Here is a 21,267-nt window from a genome sequence, read left to right on the forward strand (position 1 = left end):
AAAATATGTCTGATATTCGAACGAATAAAGTCGGAGCCGTTTTAATGGCTCTTTTTTTTATTTTTACTTACTTGATCCCTTTAAATGGACGTCTTTTATGGCAACCCGATGAAACCCGATATGCTGAAATCAGCCGGGAAATGTTACAACATGGCGATTGGATTGTACCCTATTTTCTGGATATCCGTTATTTTGAGAAACCGATTGCTGGCTATTGGATAAATAACATCAGTCAGTGGATTTTCGGAGATAACAATTTTGCTGTGCGTTTTGGCTCAGTATTCAGCATCATGCTCAGCGCATTTCTTCTTTATCGGTTAGCCATGATGATGTGGCAGTGTCGTCAGACTGCATTTGTCTCCTGCCTGATTTATATCTCCATGTTTATGGTGTTTTCTGTCGGAACTTACAGTGTGCTCGATCCCATGCTTTCATTGTGGGTCACCGCAGGCATTGTCTGCTGTTATTGGGCACTGAAAGCCAGTCGTACCCGCGAGCGGGTGTTCGCTTGGTTTGTTCTGGGTATAACCTGTGGCATGGCCTTTATGACAAAAGGCTTTCTGGCACTGGCTTTGCCGGTAATCTCAATGATACCTATCACGCTATACCAGAAACGTTTTCTGGAGATGCTCCGCTTTGGCCCGATAGCCGTTATCAGTGCTGTTTTGGTTAGTCTGCCGTGGGTGATTGCTGTGGCTTTGCGGGAGCCTGATTATTGGCATTATTTTTTCTGGATTGAACATATACAGCGTTTTGCTGCTGAGAATGCACAACATGCATCCCCGTTCTGGTTTTATCTGCCGATAGTGGTTTTGGGTGTCATTCCATGGTTAGGGTTATTACCCGGTGCATTAGTTACCGCTTGGAAAGCGAAAAAAAATCACTCTGAAATGTTTTTTCTCTTGTGCTGGTTTTTGATGCCGCTGATATTTTTCAGTATAGCGAGAGGCAAATTACTGACCTATATCCTGCCATGTATGGGGCCGTTAGCATTGATGATGGCAAAGTACGCCATTGATAGTATAAAAAATGGCAAAATACAGGCATTGAAATTTAATGGGTTAATAAATGTATTCATTGGCCTGCTTGCAATATTGGCACTTATCGTGATGGAAATTTTCCCCAAAACCCCGCTTTATCAGGCTAATGAATGGCGTAAATTGGTATTGGGGATTTTGGCGTTTGCCGTTTGGGGCGCGGTCGGCTATCTGTGTTTTATGCATAATGGTAAGCGCTGGAAATGGGCCGCAGCCTGTTCAATTATGCTCAGTTTATCAATTGGCAGTGCACTACCTGATAGAACGATTAATTCTAAACTTCCACAGGATTTCATCCGGCAACACGAAAAAGAGCTGGCAGAAAGCAAATATATTTTATCTCCATCAGTCGGAGTAGGAGCAGCAGTTGCGTGGGAACTAAAACGCAGTGATATTTATTTATTCCAGAACAAGGGAGAGCTGGCCTACGGGCTGGATTATCCAGATAGCCGAAATCGGTATATCACACAGGAACAATTTCCTTACTGGCTGGCTAATGCACGAAAAAATGGTCAGGTTGCAATCGTTTTTTTATTGTCTGCAAAAGGAAAACTTCCTGAATTACCTACACCTGATCTTGTAGAGAGAAAATCCCGTTTTGTTCTTGTTATTTATAAGAAGCAATTATAATGAGCAGTAGTACAGGATTATTGATACTGGTTAGTCTATTAACCTGCGCAGGACAGATTTGCCAGAAACAAGCGGTTCTTGGCTGGAAAAAAGATACGCCCTATAAAATCCCGTTTGTGATGGTATGGTTAGTGAGTGCTGTGCTTTTTCTGGGAGCCGGAATGATATTCTGGCTGCGTTTGCTGCAATTTTTACCGCTGAGTATTGCCTACCCGATGCTGAGCATCAATTTTGTGGTAATCACGTTGATTGGGCAGTTTTTGTATAAGGAGAAAGTGGGGTTAAAACACTGGATCGGTGTTTTAGCGATTATGTTGGGGATTTTACTAATGAGCCTGAATCAATGAGAGGGTATTTTTGGGGAGTAGCAAGTGTTTTGCTGGTTACGGTAGCTCAGCTCTTTCTGAAATGGGGAGTTGACCGATTACCTGAGCTATCCATATTACTACACTGCATCAGTATTGACTGGTTGTGGTCAAATTATAATCCTTTGCTGGTGGTGATGGCGGGGTTGATCAGTTATGCACTCTCTATGTTTTGTTGGATTTTTACTTTGAAATATCTGCCGTTGAATAAAGCCTATCCGCTATTAAGTCTGAGTTACATTTTTGTTTATTTGATGGCAGTATTATTACCTTGGTTTAATGAAAATATCTCCCCGCTAAAAACGGCAGGCGTCTTGCTAATTCTATTTGGTGTTTGGTTTATTAGCAGGCCAGAAAGCCGGAGGGCTGATTAATGTTAATAAAAATCAGGTATTTATATCTGCTTCTGAGTCTGTTGCTTATCGGTTGCTCTAACCCTGTTACACAATCGAATTTGCCACCATTACGAGCCTCTCTTTCTGATCCGATTATGGTTATTGCAAAATTAAAAGAGCAGCTTGAGCAGTGGAGGGGGACGCCTTACCGCTACGGAGGTATGGATCGGCGTGGAGTTGACTGTTCTGGTTTTGTTTATCGCACTTTTCATGATCGCTTTAATATCCTCCTTCCACGGACAACAAATCAACAGACTCAACTGGGAACTCGGATCAACAAAAAAGATCTGATGCCGGGTGATTTGGTTTTTTTCAAAACAGGCAGTGGTAAGAACGGGTTACATGTGGGGATTTATGATATTAATAATGAATTTATTCATGCCTCTACCAGCCACGGTGTTATACGTTCCTCGCTTGATAATGTTTATTGGCAGCGTGTTTTTTGGCAGGCCCGCAGATTATGATCCAGAACTGAATCACCAATTTAATCGGAGCGTTATGGTATTCTAAGGCGTTGTTTTTCTTTGTCCGGAGACAAATAATGTCCACATTACGCTTGCTGCTGTCTGATTCTTATGATCCCTGGTTTAATCTTGCTGTTGAAGAATGTATTTTCCGGCAAATGTCGCCGGAGCAGAGTGTTTTATTCTTATGGCGTAATGCTAATACTGTTGTCATAGGGCGTGCGCAAAATCCGTGGAAAGAATGTAATACGCGACGTATGGAACAGGATGGTGTGAAACTAGCGCGGCGCAGTAGTGGTGGCGGTGCGGTTTTTCATGATTTGGGCAATACATGTTTTACCTTTATGGCTGGTAAACCTACATATAACAAAGAAATTTCGACTCAGATTATTCTGGACGGATTAAAAAAATCCGGTATTCATGCCATGGTTTCTGGTCGTAATGATTTGGTTTTATCATCGCCGGAAGGGGAGCGTAAGATTTCAGGTTCTGCATATCGGGAAACTAAAGATCGCGGGTTTCATCATGGAACTTTGCTGATTAATGCAAATTTGAACCGCCTCGCTGATTATCTCAATCCTGACCCTAAAAAATTACAGGCTAAAGGTATTACTTCTGTTCGTTCCAGAGTGGCAAATCTGTCAGATTTGTTACCGGATATCACGCATGAAAAAGTATGTGCAGGCATCACAAATGCGTTTTTCGAGTATTTTGGTGAGATTGTGGAACCGGAAATTATTTCACCACAAGCGTTACCGGATTTACCCGGTTTTATTGATGTCTTTGCTAAACAAAGCAGTTGGGAATGGAATTTCGGGCAGGCACCGGCATTTAGCCATGCATTAGATACCCGATTTCATTGGGGTGGCATTGAACTGCATGTTGATATTGAACATGGGATCATCGGTCGTTGCCAGATTTTCACTGACAGTCTGGAACCTGCGCCATTTGAAGCACTGGCTGAAAAATTATCTGGTGTGACATATCAACCAGAGGCTGTCGGGCAGGTTATTCAGGCTATCAGAGAGCAATATCCCTTGTTAGATACCGAGTTGCAGCAGTTCTCATTTTGGCTGGTGAATGAACTGAAATAGAAAATAATTCACAGGAATCGCCCTGAAGGAAGGCCAACAACAGGGAAGTTGACCAAAAAGAATGGTTTTTTACTATGGGCTACTCTTCACAAAATAAAAATGCTTTTAATTCAGGTAAATTACCGTTTTCTCGGAACTTAGCTGGCGTTGTATTAAAGTGCCTTTTAAAAATTCGGGTAAATGTAGCCTGAGAACTGAACCCATATTGCAGGGCAATATCGAGAATGGGTAAATCATCCTCACGTAAAGACTTGGCTGCTTCATGAAGGCGGCGTCGACGTACATACTGACCTAATGTGCAACCTTTCAGCTCCTTAAAAATACGCTGTAAATGCCATTTTGAATAACCACTTTTATGGGCAATGGCATCAATTTTAATGCCTTCAGTCAGTTGAAGCTGGTTTTCTAACCACTTAACAATATCGTTGATAACACTTTCTAACATATATACCTCCCACGACTGTGGGCTTGTGCTGAAAAAGAGTGATATACAAATGATAATCAATATTATTGGAATGGCTCATTTTAATAATATATTTTATGGCGTATACGCAAAATGTGCGATCTGAAATTAATAAATATTAACTATTTTTAATTTCTGGTTACATTTCTGTTAGTTATTTCTTCAATTTTATACAGCCCGATTTTTATGTAGTACTAAGTAGATGAACGTGTTTTATCAGACATGAATGAAAGTAAATTAAAGGCATGGAAAGTATAAAATATATTACCGAACCAGATAAAATCAGCTTCTGTGCCCATCACTGAGGGCTTTTTATTTTGGATTTGTTGTTTTTCTTGGTGGATATTTAGCATGTTTCTCTTTTTAGCCAGAAAATTGGTTTTTTTTATTTTATATGCATTGATGATAGCAGGAACAACCGGCTTGTTATTTTTAGATGTCAATTATCTGCATAACAGCGTACAGGAAGAGTCACTCACTGAAATTTTTCAGGAAATTTCACTATTTATAATCGCAATACTGTTATTTTATGAAGCAAAGCGAAACTTGAAATTACGGGCATCGCTTATTCTGATGGCTGGTTTTTTTAGCTGTCTGTTAATCAGAGAACTGGATGTATATTTTGATGTCATTTTCCACGGAGCGTGGTCATGGTTTGCAATTCCTTTGGCTCTGCTTTGTATCAGTTACGCTTGCATGCAGGGATCGAAAACGCTTGTTGGGCTGGTACATTTCACCCGTCACCAAAGTTATTCAATGATGGTTTGCGGGCTGCTATGTGTATTAGTATTTTCCCGCCTGTTTGGTATGGGGGTACTTTGGCAGGGATTGATGGATGAACATTTTAATCGCGCAGTCAAAAACATGGTAGAAGAGGGCTGTGAAATGTTTGGCTATGCTTTATGTCTGATTGCTACATTCTGGTATCTGCCGTCGGCACGGCGGCAACGATGAGATAGCTCTACGTTATTCTGATAACGCCGACTTAATTGGCTCAATTATAGAGGCAACTTTTGCGGATATTTGCAAAAGTTGCCTTTAATCTCTTGGGCTTAATCAGGAAACCGACTACTGCCGGAGATAAATTTGTGGCTGGTGAGTTTCAGGGTGTTGCATAACACCTAAGTCAGCCCGATACCATCGTTTGAGAATATCATCACGCAGAACGTCCTGTGGTGTACCAGAGGCGACTAATTCCCCTTTGTGTAACAGTAGGATCTTATCTGCGTAGAGTGCAGCCAGATTCAGGTCATGTAATACACAACAGACAGCCAGAGGACGCTGACGGGTGAGATTATGAACAAGCCGTAATGTGTGTTGCTGGTGGTAAAGATCCAGTGCTGATGTTGGTTCATCCAAAAACAGGCAAGAGCCTGTTGGCTCCGGGTGCCAGAGTTGAGCCAGTGTTCTGGCTAACTGAACCCGTTGCTGTTCTCCGCCGGATAGTTGCTGGTAATTACGATGTTTCAGCTCTTCACACTCTGTTAATGCAATCGCTTCCTCGATAGCCGTTTTCTTATGTGTGTTTTCATGGGGGACACGCCCCATCGCGATGATTTCCTCCACACTAAAAGGAAAGGAAAGCGAACTATATTGCCGCATGACAGCGCGAATACGAGCGAGTTTCTGCGGTTCCCAGTCAGAAAGGGAGGTGCCCTGTAACAGGCATTCACCGCTGGCAGGAGCAACATAACCGGTCAACAGTCGTAATAATGTGGATTTACCTGCACCATTAGGCCCGATAATTGCGATAACTTCTCCCTGATTGAGAGAAAGAGACACATCCTTGATAATCTGGCGTTGCCCGATGAAATAGTTCAGGTTTTTAGCTTCGAGCAAACTTTTTTGCATTATCGGCTCCATTACAAACGGCCTCCTGATGGTTTAAGAATCAACCATAAAAAGTAAGGAGCACCGATTAAGCCGGTGATAAGACCGACAGGCATTTCAGCGGGAGCAACCAGCGTTCGGGCTAATGTATCCGCAGTTAACAGCATGCAGGCTCCACCTAATGCAGATATTGGCAGTAGCCAGGTATGATCACCACCGAATCTTAATCTGACAAGATGAGGAATAATAAGGCCGATAAAGCCGATAACACCGCTCAATGCTACCGCACAGCCAATCAACAAGGCACTTAACAGTAATAACTGAAATTTGGTTCGTTCGACATTTATGCCCAGATAGTGTGCTTCTTCATCACCTAATTGCAGAAGGTTCAGTTTCCGTGACTGACTGAGAGTCAGCAGGCACACAGGAATAATAATAGAAGCTGTGATAATCAGCGTCGGCCATTCGATCTGGCTTAGTGAACCCATCATCCAAATGGAAAACTGACGCAATTGTTGATCATTACTGATATAGCTCAGTGCGCCGATAAATGAGGCACAAAGAGTATTAATAGCAATACCCGCAAGCAACAGTTTTGACATATTGCCGTGGCTATATTTATTTAACGAAAATATCAGGAATGAAACCAATAAACTGCCGACAAAAGCAGCAATAATATGACCGTATAACGCAATACTGTCAGGCAGAGAAAATGGAAGAATGAAGGGCACAACAATAGTCAGTGCCACTGCCAGCGCTGCTCCGCTGCTGATCCCCAATAGCCCTGAATCAGCGAGAGGGTTACGGAATAAACCCTGCATGACAGCACCTGAAATAGCCAGCGCGCTTCCAACCAGAATAGCTAATAAAATGCGTGGTAAGCGGATATTTAACCAGATTTGCCAATGTGGATCCTCCAAAGAGGAATCCCACAGAGTTTTAAAAGAAAGAGGCAATGCCCCCATATTGGCTGAACTGACTGCCAGAATAAATAGCAAGACGCCCAGTAATATCAGACCAAGGCTGGGGGATTGAGAACGACTCATCGTACTTTCTCCGCAGCCTCACGGACTTTTTTCATGACAGCAGGAGTCTGGATGCCAAATCCGAGCAGACCCATTTCATCGACAACGATAACCTGTTTTTTCTTGCCCGCGGGGGTAAAGTTCAGCCCCGGCAGTTGCCACAGTTTATCCATTCCACCCAGTGTTTCCAGCCCGTCGGTGCTGATCAGCAGCAAGTCTGGCTGGCTGGCGATAACGCCTTCCTGAGAGAGAGGACGGTATCCGTTGAACCCCTGCATGGCATTCTGGGCACCAACAGCGTGAATAATCTGATCCGCCGCAGTTTTCTGACCGGCAGCCATTGGCATAATCCCGCCGTGGCTCATGATAAACATAATTTTCGTCGGGATCTCTGACGTGGTGATTGCAGCCAACTGTTGCTGATATTGAGTGATTAGCTCTTCACCACGTTTTTCCTGTTTGACCGCCTTGGCGACGGTCTTAATTTTTTCAGGAACGGCTTCTAACGAGGCTTGACTGGTCACTTTAATGACTTTTACACCGGAATCTTCGATTTGCTTGAGTGCCAGAGAAGGTTGAGCCAGTTCGCTTGCGATCACCAGTGATGGTCGCATGGACAGAACCCCTTCTGAATTCAGCATTCGCATATATCCCACATCAGGAATTGCAAGTATTTCCTGAGGATTTTTACTGGTACTGTCTCTGGCAACGACATGCTGCCCTTCACCCAGTGCAAAAACAATTTCAGACACATCACCACCAATTGTGACAATACGTTCGGCAGAGAACGCACTGGCAGAGATGGTAAGCATAAATGTTAGAAGCCACTTTTTCATGCTACACGCGTTTCCTTTTCTGATTGCAGTTTAGGCAGAGCGGCAACCTGTTCACGCCACTGTGCCTGCTCAGCTGTACCTTCGGAACGCTGACCATACAGTTGGGCAATCTGGTTACCTTCAGCATCAAACAGCTCAAGGCTGGTAACAAAGCCATCGGTTGTTGGCTTACGGGTGATCCAGCTTTCAGCAATGGCACTTTCAATCAGATGCAATGTGAAATGACGATTAAAAATGTTTGCCCATTTCTGGGAAGAGTTTTCTTCCTGATAAGGCATCAGGCGCTCCAGTTTACCAGTAAAAATCTGGATACAGCCGCGGTTACCAACGAAGATCATAATTTCATTTTGATCTTTGTGCGCAACTTCAAGGATCTGACTCAGGGCAGAGTTATCTACACGGTAAGCCAAATCATCTTTTACTGCATTAAAGATTTGCTGACGGTTCAGGTTATGACGTTTCATCATAATGAAGAATTGATGAACATCAGTCATTGCACGCCATTCTTCATCCAACTGTACTTTAAGCTGTTCAGTCATTTCTGCATGTTGAGCAACTTCTGCTGATTGTATTTCCAGCGCAGGGTTTTCTTCTGTCTGGTATTTCTCAATCAGGGCTTCCCATGCTGCCATATCAGTATTTGCGGTTGTGTATACTTTGTGTAATGCATCACCCTGACGATCAAAGAACTGAATACTGTGGCGCATACCGTTTTTCGCAGGTTCTACCAGAGAGAAAACACTGCTCCAGTGTTCGAAAAATACACGCAAATCAAGTTCACGCGGATTGAGGATTAAGCCAACATGTTCACTGAACTGTGTATTCTCGTAACGACCAATATGCTCATGAACTGCGAAGTCATTACGGGTAATGGCTTTGGTCTCACCAACAATGGCCAGTTCTTTCAGTAGTGTTGGAGCATCAACGTTCAGACGTTTTGCGTCGATACCGACACGACTGTGCAGTAACTCTCCTTCGCTGACATTAAGATAAGCCGCCAGATCGCGTGCATATTTGGCTTTATTATCTGCTTTTGCCTGTTGGTAACGTTCATAAAGTGACTGATTCACAGTTGCTGACTCCTTAAAAAAATGCATTGTAGTTTAAAAATAGTACTTTTTTTGTTTACCATTGGTAGCTGACAAACAGCTTGGCATTACGGCCACTCTGCGGAGCACCCAATGACGAGTAATATTGCTTATCGAAAGCGTTGCCGAGTACGACAGATGTTGTGACACCTTTCAGCTGGTTTTCACCGTGATAGCTGATATAGAAATCATTGACGCCGTAACCTGCCTGTTGGGAAGCATTTTTCTTTCCATTTTCATCTTTAAAATTTGTCTGGCTGGAAAATTTACTTACCCAGCCAAGAGATAATCCGGTATCAGAGAGCGGAATGTCTAACGTACTGGTGAGGGTATCAGGGCTGAGAGCTACAATAGACTTGTCGGTTTGCTCATCTTTACCTGTAGTGCGGTTGTAAGCTAAATCCCACGCGAACCAGTCAGTGTTGTAATTCATGGAAACATCCCAACCCCAGATTTTGGCTCTTGGAATATTGATTGATTCGGTAAAACTTCCTTTCACAGCACGGGAAATATAATCTTTCGCGTTAGTATCAAAATAGCCGGCCTTAAATTTCAGTCCATCGCTACTGATCAATAGATCATCGAAGCGTAACCCAAAGCCATATTCTTGAGTTTCATTACTTTCTGGACGCAGGTTAGGGTTGGGTTTCCAATTATTTCCGGGAAAGTGTTGAGCATCATCATACATTTCTCCGATTGTCGGAGAACGGAATGCCTGAGAATAGGAAGCAAACAGCATTGACCAGTCTGTAGGGCTAATACTGATAGCGCCTTTTGATGACCATTTATTGGCATTGATATCTTTATATTTATCGTTTGAGGCTTTGTAGTTGTCGTAACGTGTACCAACGATAACTGAAACCGGCAAATCACGAATGGTTATTTCATCCTGTAGCCAGCCGGAAGCAAAACGAATATCGGCTTTTGGGAACCCATTAAGAGTATCACGGCTTGGCTTTTGTTTTTGTTTATATATTTCAGTTCCATAGGTAAATTGATGAGCCGCAAAAGGGATTGCACTCAAATGGGTGCGGTTTTCCAATTTTATGCCGTAAGTTTCCTGTTTACGGCCTTCAAAACCCTCTTGTTGCGTTTTGGTATTGATGGCAATATCGGAGTAATAAATATCATTTCTCAGATCCAGCCAGTTATATTCCGATGGATTAAGCTTATAAGTCAGCTGTGCATCACGCTGTGCTGTTGTACGATCCGCCCAGACGTTTCCGCTATGATCATTAATAGACTGTGGATTTTTGGGTTCCTGAGCTTTATTACGGTAATAGCGTAGTTCACCACCAATTGACTGGCTATCATCAATTTTCCATGTTCCTTTTGCCATCGTATTGCCGATGCTTTCATCGTTTCGGCCTTGTATACCACCGCCGTAGCGAATATTGCCAACATCGCGGGTACTGAAAGTAAACAGGCCATCAAGATTATCTGTTTTACCAAATGCAGTTCCACCAACAGCCAAGCTGTGATCTCCCGTTCCTGCCCGGCTGAAAACCCGAAAGCCGCTATTTTGCCCGGCCTGCAAGAGATCGGCGGCATCAACGGTCTGATAGGCAATGACACCACCTAATGCACCACTGCCATAGAGCAGAGCCGATGGGCCGCGAACAATTTCAACTTGTTTAATCAGTGCCGGATCGAGAAAAACACCATTGATATGCCCGGTATCAGTTCCCTGACGTACACCGTCAACCAGCATTAAAACACCTTTTTGAGTGTAACCACGCAGACTGATGTCTTGCCCGTTAGCGCGACCGTAATCAGCGGCATTAATTCCGGGAATATTACGCAGTAAATCATTAGCATTGCCTGCGACTTTGCTGCTGGCTGAATTCCCTTCAACAACCGTTACCATCATAGGTGCTTCAAAACTATCACGCTGATTTCCTGTGGCATAAACCGTTATTGTGTCTTTATGTTTACTTTTTTCTGCTGAAACTGTTTTTTCAGTTGAAGCAGTTGCTGCATGAGCGGAAGACAAGCCTGCTAAAATAACGATACTTAATGCAGACAATTTCAGGTTTGGTGGCTGAATCTGGGACATACAAGTCATCTCCATGATTTAACGGTGTTTTGAAACGTGCGAGTGGTTTTTATCTCATCATATGAACATGGTGTATTCTCAGGCTCACGATTAGGCAAAAGTAAGACTTTTGCTCAGGCGTGAATCACGATGTAACGCCAAAAGGATCTGCTGTTGCAAAGGGATAATATGGGGGTACGGGTAGTCAGTTAGTTTTTCCATAGATAATATGAACAATAATTATTCTAATATTGAGAATAATTATCGTTTCTATGGTAATTAACTTCAAGCTCTTTTTTTAATAGAGAGATGAATGAGTAAATTAAATGTTTTTAACAAAATATGGCTTCCATGATGCACAGAAGCCAAAAATAGAGACTAAAGAGAGAGGAAGGAGTCAGCAACGTTTTTCAATTGATTCAGCCAGAATATGGAGAAACTCTTCTGTATCCTGCCAGCTAAGGCATGGGTCAGTGATAGATTGTCCATAGGTCAGAGGCTCTCCCTGCATGATTTTCTGGGTGCCTTCCACTAAAAAACTTTCTGCCATAACGCCCGCAATAGCTTTCGAGCCTGACTGAATCTGCTGGCTGATATTTCTGGCTATATCCAGTTGTCGCCGATGAATTTTCTGGCAATTACCGTGGCTGCAATCAATGATCAATCTTTCCGGTAAATGGAATTCACGCAGTTTCTGACAGGTGGCTGTAATATCTTCGGCGCTGTAATTCGGTTTCTTTCCGCCGCGCATAATCATATGCCCATAGGGGTTGCCACTGGTTTGATAAATTGTCATCTGCCCATCTTTATCCGGCGACAGGAACATATGCCCGGCACTTGCTGCGCGTATCGCATCAATAGCAATATGAATATTACCGTCAGTGCCATTTTTAAACCCGACAGGACACGAAAGGGCGGAAGCCATTTCCCGGTGGATCTGGCTTTCGGTTGTTCTTGCTCCGATAGCGCCCCAGCTAATTAAATCAGCAATATACTGCCCGGTGACCATATCCAGAAATTCTGTTGCCGTAGGCATTCCCAGCTCATTAATATCAATTAATAATTTACGTGCCAGTGAGATCCCTTTATTAACCTGACAGGAGCCATCCAGCATGGGATCTGAAATCAATCCTTTCCAGCCGACCACAGTCCGAGGTTTCTCGAAATAGGTTCTCATGACAATTTCCAGACTGTGCTGGTATTTGTCACGCAATATTTGCAGGCGCGAGGCATAATCGAAGGCAGCATCGATATCGTGAATTGAACAAGGGCCGATAATGACCAGCAAACGCTGATCATCGCCAGTGAGAATTGCTTCAATCCTCTTGCGTGACATTGTCACATTTTGCCGTATTTTTTCTGATATCGGATACTGTTCAGAAAGGGTTTTAGGTGTTACCAGCTTATCAATAGGGCGGGTTCGTAGCTCATCTGTTTTGTACATATACTTTCTCGAATTCTACTTCATTTTGAGACGCAGTCTGGCGTGATTGAAGTTACAATAACTCAGCCTCCGATAAATTCAACAAAACAATAATGTCAATTTAAGCGAAATGCTTATGTGTGAAATTGTCATGATGCCTGAACTATGCCGATTTCTTTGCTCAGAACATCCGCCGTTTCAGTCCCATACTGTCAATAATTTTGGCTGAAATCTCTTCGACAGAATAATTGGTAGTATTTAAGTAATTAATTTTATTTTTACGAAATAGAGCTTCGACTTCAGCAAGTTCTATTCGGCATTGTCGTAATGAGGCATAACGGCTATTTTCTCTCCGTTCTGCACGGATAGCAGCCAGCCTTTCAGGGTTTATCGTCAGGCCGAATAATTTGTGCTGAAACGGTTTGAGGCCAGCGGGCAATTGAATGTTATCCATATCATCAGCAGTGAACGGATAGTTTGCCGCCTGAATACCGAACTGCATGGCAAGGTAAAGACTGGTTGGTGTTTTCCCACAGCGTGAAACGCCCAGAATAATCACTTGTGCCTGCTCAAGATTACGCAGTGAAATGCCATCATCGTGAGCAAGGGCATAATCAATGGCTGCAATGCGGGCATCGTACTGACTCAGATTTTTTTTAGATAAACCGTGTGTGCGGTGTAACTCCGGTTTTGGTTCCAGCCCGATTTCCTGCTGCAATGGTGCAACGAGAGTCTGGACAATATCCAGACAAAAACCGTCACTGCTGGTAATAATATTTTTAACTTCGCTGGAAATAATGGAATAAAAAACCAGTGGCCTGATATTTGTTGCCAGATAAAGGCTATTTATCTGGTTCCTGATTTCTTCGGCTCTTATTTTGCTGGTTACGAAAGGTAAAGTATAAGACGTCATAGTAATAGGAAATTGAGATAATACAGCATGGCCGAGAACTTCTGCTGTAATTGCTGTGCCATCGGAGATGAAAAAGACACAGCGTTCCAGTGGTTCATTTTGCTGATTTTGAAGGGATGGGAGTTCTATCATTGTATCTTCTTTTATTATTCGGTAGGTGGAATGGTATTTAAATATTAGCTGAATCGTTTTTATTACAAATCACAACTATTAGGTAGCATTCTGGATTATACTCGCAAAAAAATAATATTGTTGGGTTGATCGATTCACCTTTCTATATATGGTAATACATTGTGCTAGGCTATTTCCTGCTGTAAAGAACAGCATTAATTTTCCGATTTGTACCTCCGAATGTAAAAAGGATAGTTTCAATGTCCAATAATGACCTCACCCCATGTAATGTACTTTGGTATAACCAACTAGGCATGAATGATGTTAATCGGGTCGGTGGTAAAAACGCCTCGCTTGGTGAGATGATCACCAATCTGGCCGACCTTGGTGTATCTGTTCCTAATGGTTTTGCTACAACAGCACAGGCATTTAATGATTTTTTGGAACAAAGTGGCGTCAATCAGCGCATTTATCAATTATTGGATGAAATAGATGTTGATGATGTTAATCAATTAGCTAAGGCAGGAGCACAGATCCGTCAGTGGGTGATTGATACGCCATTTACGGTACAACTGGAAAAAGATATCCGCGAGGCTTATCTCCAATTATCTGAAGGTGAGCCTGATGCTTCTTTTGCCGTCCGTTCCTCCGCAACAGCCGAAGATATGCCCGATGCCTCCTTTGCAGGGCAACAGGAAACTTTCCTGAATGTACAGGGGATTGATGCGGTGATGGTTGCCATTAAACATGTCTTCGCATCTCTCTTTAATGATCGTGCTATTTCCTACCGTGTCCATCAGGGCTATGACCATCGTGGCGTTGCATTGTCAGCGGGTGTACAGCGGATGGTACGCTCTGATTTAGCCTCATCCGGTGTCATGTTCACAATTGATACGGAATCAGGGTTTGATCAGGTTGTGTTTATCACATCTGCCTATGGTTTAGGTGAGATGGTTGTGCAGGGAGCAGTAAACCCTGATGAATTTTATGTCCATAAACCTACATTAAAAAATAACCGCCCAGCCATAGTCCGGCGTAATCTGGGTTCCAAAAAAATACGTATGGTCTATGCGGACAGCAAAGAACACGGTCAGCAGGTTCGGACAGAAGATGTCTCTGAGGAATTATGTAACCGCTTTTCTCTTTCTGATCATGAAGTTGAGGAACTTGCAAAGCAGGCATTATTGATTGAAAAACATTATGGTCGCCCGATGGATATCGAATGGGCGAAAGACGGGTATAATGATAGGTTGTATATTGTACAGGCACGCCCTGAAACAGTTCGTTCTAATCAGCAGGTGATGGAACGTTATCAGCTGAATGAACAGGGTAATGTGCTGGTGGAAGGCCGTGCAATCGGGCACAAAATCGGTATTGGTACAGTTAAGATTATCCACAATCTCAGTGAAATGGATCGCATTCAGGTCGGCGATGTGCTGGTGACAGACATGACCGACCCGGATTGGGAGCCGATAATGAAAAAAGCCGCTGCGATTGTCACTAATCGTGGTGGTCGTACCTGCCATGCTGCCATTATTGCACGTGAGCTGGGCATTCCTGCTGTTGTAGGTTGCGGTGATGCGACAGATCGCCTGAAAGAAGGGGAGCTGGTTACGGTTTCCTGCGCTGAGGGGGACACTGGTTTTGTTTACCGGAACAAACTGGATTTCAGCATTCAAAGTTCACAGGTTGATGAACTGCCGGAATTGGATGTTAAGATCATGATGAATGTTGGTAATCCGGATCGGGCGTTTGATTTTGCCTGTCTGCCGAATGAAGGGGTCGGGCTGGCGCGTCTGGAATTCATCATAAACCGCATGATTGGCGTTCATCCCCGCGCATTGCTTGAGTTTTCTGAGCAATCTCCTGAGTTACAGGCCCAGATTAAATCATTAATGACAGGTTATGATGATCCGGTTGAGTTTTATGTCGGGCGCCTGACTGAAGGTATTGCAACACTGGCTGCTGCATTCTGGCCTAAACGCGTCATTGTACGTTTGTCTGATTTCAAATCGAATGAGTATGCAAATCTGGTTGGTGGAGATTTATACGAACCGCACGAAGAAAACCCGATGCTGGGTTTCCGTGGTGCAGGTCGTTATGTTTCTGACAGTTTCCGCCAGTGCTTTGCTCTGGAATGTGAAGCTGTCAAACGGGTACGTAATGTTATGGGATTAACAAATATAGAAGTGATGATCCCATTTGTACGCACAGTGGCACAGGCTGAAGCCGTTGTTTCCGAGCTGGCATCACAGGGGCTGAAACGTGGTGAAAATGGGCTGAAAGTTATTATGATGTGTGAAATTCCATCAAATGCGTTATTGGCAGAACAATTTCTGGCCTATTTTGATGGTTTCTCCATTGGCTCAAATGATATGACTCAATTGGCATTAGGGTTGGATCGTGATTCAGGGGTTGTCTCAGAATTATTCGATGAACGTAATGATGCAGTGAAACAATTACTTTCTATGGCAATTCAGGCAGCTAAGCGTCAGGGAAAATATGTTGGTATTTGCGGTCAGGGGCCGTCAGATCACGAGGATTTTGCTGCGTGGTTAATGAAAGAAGGCATTGACAGTTTATCATTAAACCCTGATACGGTGGTGAAAACCTGGGTTTCTTTAGCAGAAAATAATTAAGGGAATAATTAATAGCCATCTAATTCAGTCATGAATTAAAAAGCCTGTTAAAAATATTTTCAGGCTTTTTATTCTTTATAACGTGATATTTTTTGATGGGAGAAACACATTATAGACTTCCAACCAGAACCAGATTTTTTCCAAAAAAAAAGCCTATCATGGGCTGACAGGCAAAGACTACACACAGCAATATATATTACTTCACACATCTCAGTTTGTGGTATTTACAAACTAAGAGCGCTATTCATGGGAAACATAGTTTCGATGAAATGAATACTAATTTAATAAATAGGTTTATTCATTAAGAATTCTCTTAATAACTCAGAATTGGAAAAATAAATTAAGGAATCAACTTTTTATTAACAATTTTTTTGGGATTATTTACCAATGGAATTGATTTGTTCTTTTTATAGGCGGGAAATAATGAATTCATTTTAATTATAGTTGCGCGGAAAAATAATCTTCCGCGCTTTTGTTTTCTTATTGTACGTGAGCTGTTTTGAAATACAGCTTAGTACCATTATTTAATTTCAGGTTTAGCAACTTCATCCATCCATGCCAGTAATAGGCTGTAAGAAACAGCTAGTACAACCGGCCCGATAAATAAGCCAATCACGCCCAGAGAAAGTATGCCGCCAATTACGCCTGTGAGAATTAAAACCATAGGCAAATCGGCACCCAGACGAATAAGGAAAGGTCGCAGAACGCCGTCCATAGTGACCAGAATTAAACTCCAGACGACTAAAATTGTTCCCAGGGTTGTTTCGCCTGTCCAGTAAAGCCAGATAATCGACGGGATAAGAACCAGTAAAGGCCCTAATTGGGCAACGCAGAGTACAAACATCAGAACGGTCAGAACCATAGCGTAAGGAATACCAGCAATGGCTAACCCAATTCCGCCTGCGATAGCTTGTACAAGGGCAGTAACAACGACGCCAAGGGCAACAGCGCGAATAGAACGGGCAGCCAGCACAACAACCGCATCGCCCCGTTTACCTGCCAGTCGGATGGCGAAATGACGAATCCCCTGCATAACGTGTTCACCTTTCCAGTAAAGCAGAATACTGAACAGAACCATTAAGGTCAGATGGAATAAGAACCGCCCTGCGTTGGCAGCCTGAGCAAAAAACCATGTGGCAGCTTTTCCGATATAAGGCGGAATTTTGGCCATGAGCATATTACTGCCTTCAGAGATGATATTTTGCCATTTAATATATAAATCCTGACCGATGACCGGAATTTTATTTAGCCACTCCAATTGTGGCAGGTGCATATTGGCCGGAGATTTTGCCCATGCAATAAGTGGCGCGCTGTTTTCCAGCAGATTGCTGACCAATAATGCAATGGGAATAACAAATAATAAAACTAACAGTAATGTCATGATGGAAACAGCTATCCAGCGTTTTCCCCATAAGCGTTGCTGTATTTTCTCCATCAGCGGCCAAGTTGCGATAACCACCATCCCTGACCAGATGAACCCTAAAATAAATGGACTTAAAACCCAAAAGCTGGTCGCAATGAGCAGTAAAATGAAGAACAGTACAAATAGTAGCTTGGGTAGATCCTGATGTGGTTGCGATTTTTCCATGAAATGATTTCTCTCGGCGATTAAAAATACTGTCGGAATCCACGATGGTAAATAAATATAACGTTATTTACCATGTTGCTCAAAACTGGCAAATATTGTGATATTGTTAAAAGCCTGCCTGTTCAGACCCCTGTCTGAACTCGACAATGAAGGTAGTATATAACTTATATAACTATAGCAATGTGGACACTTATCAGAAAAAGGGGCAATGAGCCAATGATCCCACGTATACCACAAGCCCCCCGAGTCAGTGAACTGGTAAAGGAATATTTGGCTGTACTGAAGGCAGCCGGTTTTACTGGTGATACTGCCAGCAATTACGCTGATAGACTAACTATGGCAACAGATAATAGTATTTATCAGTTGCTACCACAAGCGGTTATCTTTCCCCGTTCAACGGCTGATGTTGCACTGTTGGCGAGGGTTGCGGGAGAGGTGCGTTTTCATTCTCTGACATTTACCCCCCGGGGAGGTGGAACGGGGACGAATGGGCAGGCACTCAACAATGGCATTGTTGTGGATATGTCCCGATACATGAAAAGAATTCTGGAAATTAACCCAGAACAAGGATGGGTTAAAGTTGAAGCCGGGGTTATCAAAGATCAACTCAATCAATATCTAAAACCTTTCGGCTATTTCTTTTCTCCTGAACTTTCAACCAGTAACCGTGCCACATTGGGAGGGATGATTAATACTGATGCATCCGGTCAGGGTTCGCTGGTCTATGGAAAAACGTCAGATCATGTACTTGGTGTCCGGGCGGTTTTACTCGGAGGGGAAATGTTTGATACCCGTCCAATGAATACAGCATTGGCGGAATCGATTGCGGCAGAAAATTCAACGGTTGGGCATATCTATAAAACCGTGCTCGAACGCTGTCGTGAGCAACGTGAATTAATCATTGAGAAATTTCCAAAGCTTAATCGTTTTTTGACGGGTTACGATTTACGCCATGTCTATAGCGATGATCTGCAATCCTTTGACCTGACCCGTATTTTAACGGGTTCAGAAGGGACTCTGGCTTTTATTACTGAAGCAACGCTGGATATTACACCATTGCCAAAAGTCCGGCGGCTTGTAAATGTAAAATATGAATCTTTTGATTCAGCCCTGCGTAACGCTCCATTTATGGTTGACGCTAAAGCACTTTCTGTTGAAACCGTAGACTCAAAAGTTCTCAATCTTGCGCGGGAAGATATTATCTGGCACTCAGTAAAAGAGCTGATTACCGACGTGCCTGACAAGGATATGCAAGGTCTGAATATCGTTGAATTCAGTGGTGATGATGAACAGCAAATCGATCAGCAGGTCAATACGCTCTGCCAGCGTCTGAATGAGCTAATGGAGAATAATCAGGCCGGAGTTATCGGTTATCAGGTTTGTCACCATTTGGACGATATTGAACGCATTTATGCTATGCGGAAAAAATCCGTTGGTTTGCTTGGTAACAGCAAAGGCGCCGCCAAACCGATTCCGTTTGTGGAAGATACTTGTGTTCCTCCTCAGCATCTTGCTGATTATATTGCTGAGTTTCGTGATCTTCTGGATAGTCACCAGCTTAATTACGGTATGTTCGGCCATGTGGATGCCGGAGTTTTACATGTGCGGCCTGCTTTGGATATGTGCGACCCTCAACAGGAAATGCTCATGAAGCAGATTTCTGATGAAATAGTTCACCTGACAGCCAAATATGGTGGGTTGTTATGGGGAGAGCACGGAAAGGGGTTCCGGGCAGAGTATAGCCCTGCGTTTTTTGGGGAAGTCTTATACGATGAATTGCGCCGAATTAAAGCCGCATTTGATCCACTCAACAGGCTGAATCCGGGGAAAATCTGCTCCCCAATGGGAATTGATGCCCCTATGATGAAGGTTGATGCAGCCAAACGTGGCACGTTTGACCGCACGATCCCCGTGAATGTCAGAAGTACATTCCGTGGTGCAATGGAGTGTAATGGCAATGGGCTGTGCTTCAATTTTGATGTTAAAAGTCCGATGTGCCCTTCAATGAAAATCAGTCAGCATCGGGTTCATTCACCTAAAGGCAGAGCGACTCTGGTCAGAGAATGGCTGCGGCTTTTGGCGGAGCAGGGTGTTAAACCTGAATTACTGGAGCGTGGGCTTGAGCAGTCTCGCCCCAGTCTGCGTGGCCTGATTGAAAAAACACGTTATAGCTGGAAAGCATGGCGGGGCGAATATGATTTTTCACATGAAGTGAAAGAAGCGATGTCAGGTTGTCTGGCCTGTAAGGCGTGTTCGACACAATGCCCGATTAAAATTGATGTGCCATCATTTCGTTCCCGGTTTCTGGCTTTGTACCATAGCCGTTATTTACGCCCGTTGCGTGACCACATCGTTGCTAATGTGGAAAGCAGTACTCCATTAATGGCAAAAGCTCCCCGCATATTTAATTTTTTCCTGAGGCAGCCGTGGGTGCAAAAATTCAGTCAGCATACTATCGGTATGGCTGACTTGCCTTTGCTTTCTTATCCGACATTACAGCAACAATTGGCAGGCCATTATGCGCTGGGAACAACACTGGAACAGTTAGAAAGTTTATCTCCATCTCAGCGCAAGCAGCATGTATTGATTGTTCAGGACCCTTTTACCAGTTATCACGATGCAAAAGTTGTTACTGATTTTGTGCGATTGGTTGAGAAGCTGGGATATCAGCCAGTATTATTACCATTTTCTCCTAATGGAAAAGCGCAGCACGTTAAAGGGTTTTTAAATCAGTTTGCCAAAACAGCCCGAAAAACGGCTGATTTTCTGAATCGGGCAGCACGGTTAGATATTCCGATGGTAGGTGTCGATCCAGCCTTAGTTTTGTGTTATCGCGATGAATACAGCGAGATTCTTGGTGAACATCGGGGTAATTTTAATGTCCAATTAGTTCATGAATGGCTGGTTAATATATTGCCAGAAATAGCTTCCACAGAAAAAAGTGACAATGTAACACTCAGCCATGACTGGTATTTGTTTGGGCACTGCACAGAAGTGACAGCCTTACCTAACAGCGGTAAACAATGGAAAGACATCTTCCACCATTTTGGCTGTAATTTAAACAGCGTTAATGTGGGGTGCTGTGGTATGGCGGGAACATACGGTCACGAAAACAAGAATCTCGAAAACTCGCTTGGGATTTATCAGCTTTCATGGGCACCTGCATTGAGCAATCTTGCTTTGGAGCACTGCCTTAGTACTGGTTATTCATGTCGTAGTCAGGTAAAGCGGATAGAAGGAAAAGTACTTAAACACCCATTACAAGCTTTATTGGAGATAGTGTAGTGATTCAAAAACAACATATTTGGAAACGTAGCACTGATGTCAGCAT

The 21,267-nt window shown here is 43.2% G+C and carries 17 protein-coding genes; 8 read left to right on the plus strand and 9 right to left on the minus strand.

Annotation, left to right across the window (positions count from 1 at the left end; all coding sequences use genetic code 11):
* The first annotated feature begins 5 nt into the window (after positions 1–5).
* The 5 genes from arnT (at position 6) to lplA (ending at position 3,985) form a co-directional block, all read left to right on the plus strand.
* Positions 6–1,667, plus strand: a complete 1,662-nt coding sequence (arnT, locus tag Xinn_RS02730) for a lipid IV(A) 4-amino-4-deoxy-L-arabinosyltransferase (RefSeq protein ID WP_086953396.1) — start codon at positions 6–8, stop codon at positions 1,665–1,667.
* Positions 1,667–2,014, plus strand: a complete 348-nt coding sequence (arnE, locus tag Xinn_RS02735; RefSeq protein ID WP_086953395.1) for a 4-amino-4-deoxy-L-arabinose-phosphoundecaprenol flippase subunit ArnE — start codon at positions 1,667–1,669, stop codon at positions 2,012–2,014. Before arnT ends, arnE begins: the two co-directional genes overlap by 1 nt.
* Positions 2,011–2,406 carry a 4-amino-4-deoxy-L-arabinose-phosphoundecaprenol flippase subunit ArnF gene (gene arnF / locus Xinn_RS02740; RefSeq protein ID WP_086953394.1) on the plus strand — a complete coding sequence of 132 codons (396 nt, stop codon included), beginning with the start codon at positions 2,011–2,013 and terminating at the stop codon, positions 2,404–2,406. Before arnE ends, arnF begins: the two co-directional genes overlap by 4 nt.
* Entirely contained in the window at positions 2,406–2,891 is a 486-nt protein-coding gene (locus tag Xinn_RS02745) for a C40 family peptidase (protein ID WP_086953393.1), read from the plus strand. The genes arnF and Xinn_RS02745 overlap by 1 nt, the downstream gene beginning before the upstream one ends.
* Before the next feature lie 77 nt (positions 2,892–2,968).
* Positions 2,969–3,985, plus strand: coding sequence for a lipoate--protein ligase (gene lplA, locus Xinn_RS02750; RefSeq protein ID WP_086953392.1), 1,017 nt, complete (start codon positions 2,969–2,971; stop codon positions 3,983–3,985).
* Positions 3,986–4,064: 79 nt separating this feature from the next.
* Here the strand turns inward: lplA and Xinn_RS02755 are convergent, their stop codons facing one another.
* Positions 4,065–4,430, minus strand: coding sequence for a helix-turn-helix domain-containing protein (locus tag Xinn_RS02755; protein WP_086953391.1), 366 nt, complete (start codon positions 4,428–4,430; stop codon positions 4,065–4,067).
* Between the two features lie 369 nt (positions 4,431–4,799).
* On the opposite strand from Xinn_RS02755, the gene Xinn_RS02760 reads away from it, so the two are divergent.
* A complete protein-coding gene (locus Xinn_RS02760; protein ID WP_099137598.1) occupies positions 4,800–5,402 on the plus strand; it encodes a hypothetical protein in 603 nt (200 codons plus the stop codon).
* Between the two features lie 114 nt (positions 5,403–5,516).
* Here Xinn_RS02760 and Xinn_RS02765 read toward each other — a convergent pair whose 3' ends face one another.
* From Xinn_RS02765 to ppsR, 7 genes are all read right to left on the minus strand, one after another.
* Positions 5,517–6,302: a heme ABC transporter ATP-binding protein gene (locus Xinn_RS02765; protein ID WP_422645995.1), complete on the minus strand. Its 786-nt coding sequence runs from the start codon at positions 6,300–6,302 to the stop codon at positions 5,517–5,519.
* A gap of 8 nt (positions 6,303–6,310) precedes the next feature.
* The gene (locus tag Xinn_RS02770; RefSeq protein ID WP_086953388.1) at positions 6,311–7,324 is read right to left on the minus strand and encodes a FecCD family ABC transporter permease; all 1,014 of its coding nucleotides are present in this window, start codon (positions 7,322–7,324) and stop codon (positions 6,311–6,313) included.
* The gene (locus tag Xinn_RS02775; protein WP_086953387.1) at positions 7,321–8,139 is read right to left on the minus strand and encodes a heme/hemin ABC transporter substrate-binding protein; all 819 of its coding nucleotides are present in this window, start codon (positions 8,137–8,139) and stop codon (positions 7,321–7,323) included. Before Xinn_RS02775 ends, Xinn_RS02770 begins: the two co-directional genes overlap by 4 nt.
* Positions 8,136–9,209 carry a hemin-degrading factor gene (locus tag Xinn_RS02780; RefSeq protein WP_086953386.1) on the minus strand — a complete coding sequence of 358 codons (1,074 nt, stop codon included), beginning with the start codon at positions 9,207–9,209 and terminating at the stop codon, positions 8,136–8,138. The genes Xinn_RS02775 and Xinn_RS02780 overlap by 4 nt, the downstream gene beginning before the upstream one ends.
* Positions 9,210–9,264: 55 nt before the next feature.
* Positions 9,265–11,283, minus strand: coding sequence for a TonB-dependent hemoglobin/transferrin/lactoferrin family receptor (locus tag Xinn_RS02785; RefSeq protein ID WP_086953385.1), 2,019 nt, complete (start codon positions 11,281–11,283; stop codon positions 9,265–9,267).
* Positions 11,284–11,659: 376 nt separating this feature from the next.
* The gene (locus Xinn_RS02790; protein WP_086953384.1) at positions 11,660–12,706 is read right to left on the minus strand and encodes a 3-deoxy-7-phosphoheptulonate synthase; all 1,047 of its coding nucleotides are present in this window, start codon (positions 12,704–12,706) and stop codon (positions 11,660–11,662) included.
* Between the two features lie 160 nt (positions 12,707–12,866).
* Complete coding sequence (ppsR, locus tag Xinn_RS02795) at positions 12,867–13,730, minus strand: posphoenolpyruvate synthetase regulatory kinase/phosphorylase PpsR (RefSeq protein ID WP_169923518.1); 864 nt, start codon at positions 13,728–13,730, stop codon at positions 12,867–12,869.
* A 239-nt stretch (positions 13,731–13,969) separates the two neighbouring features.
* Here ppsR and ppsA point away from each other — a divergent pair, with 239 nt between their 5' ends.
* A complete protein-coding gene (ppsA, locus tag Xinn_RS02800) occupies positions 13,970–16,348 on the plus strand; it encodes a phosphoenolpyruvate synthase (RefSeq protein WP_086953383.1) in 2,379 nt (792 codons plus the stop codon).
* A gap of 520 nt (positions 16,349–16,868) precedes the next feature.
* On the opposite strand, the gene ydiK is transcribed toward ppsA, so the two are convergent.
* Entirely contained in the window at positions 16,869–17,936 is a 1,068-nt protein-coding gene (gene ydiK, locus Xinn_RS02805) for an AI-2E family transporter YdiK (protein ID WP_086953382.1), read from the minus strand.
* Positions 17,937–18,152: 216 nt separating this feature from the next.
* Between ydiK and ydiJ the strand changes: the two genes are divergently transcribed.
* On the plus strand, positions 18,153–21,221 hold the full coding sequence (ydiJ, locus tag Xinn_RS02810; protein WP_086953381.1) for a D-2-hydroxyglutarate dehydrogenase YdiJ: 3,069 nt from the start codon (positions 18,153–18,155) through the stop codon (positions 21,219–21,221).
* Positions 21,222–21,267: the final 46 nt, after the last annotated feature.

Origin of the sequence: Xenorhabdus innexi, from assembly GCF_002632485.1 — a bacterium.
In the GTDB taxonomy this organism is placed as follows: Bacteria; Pseudomonadota; Gammaproteobacteria; order Enterobacterales; family Enterobacteriaceae; genus Xenorhabdus; species Xenorhabdus innexi.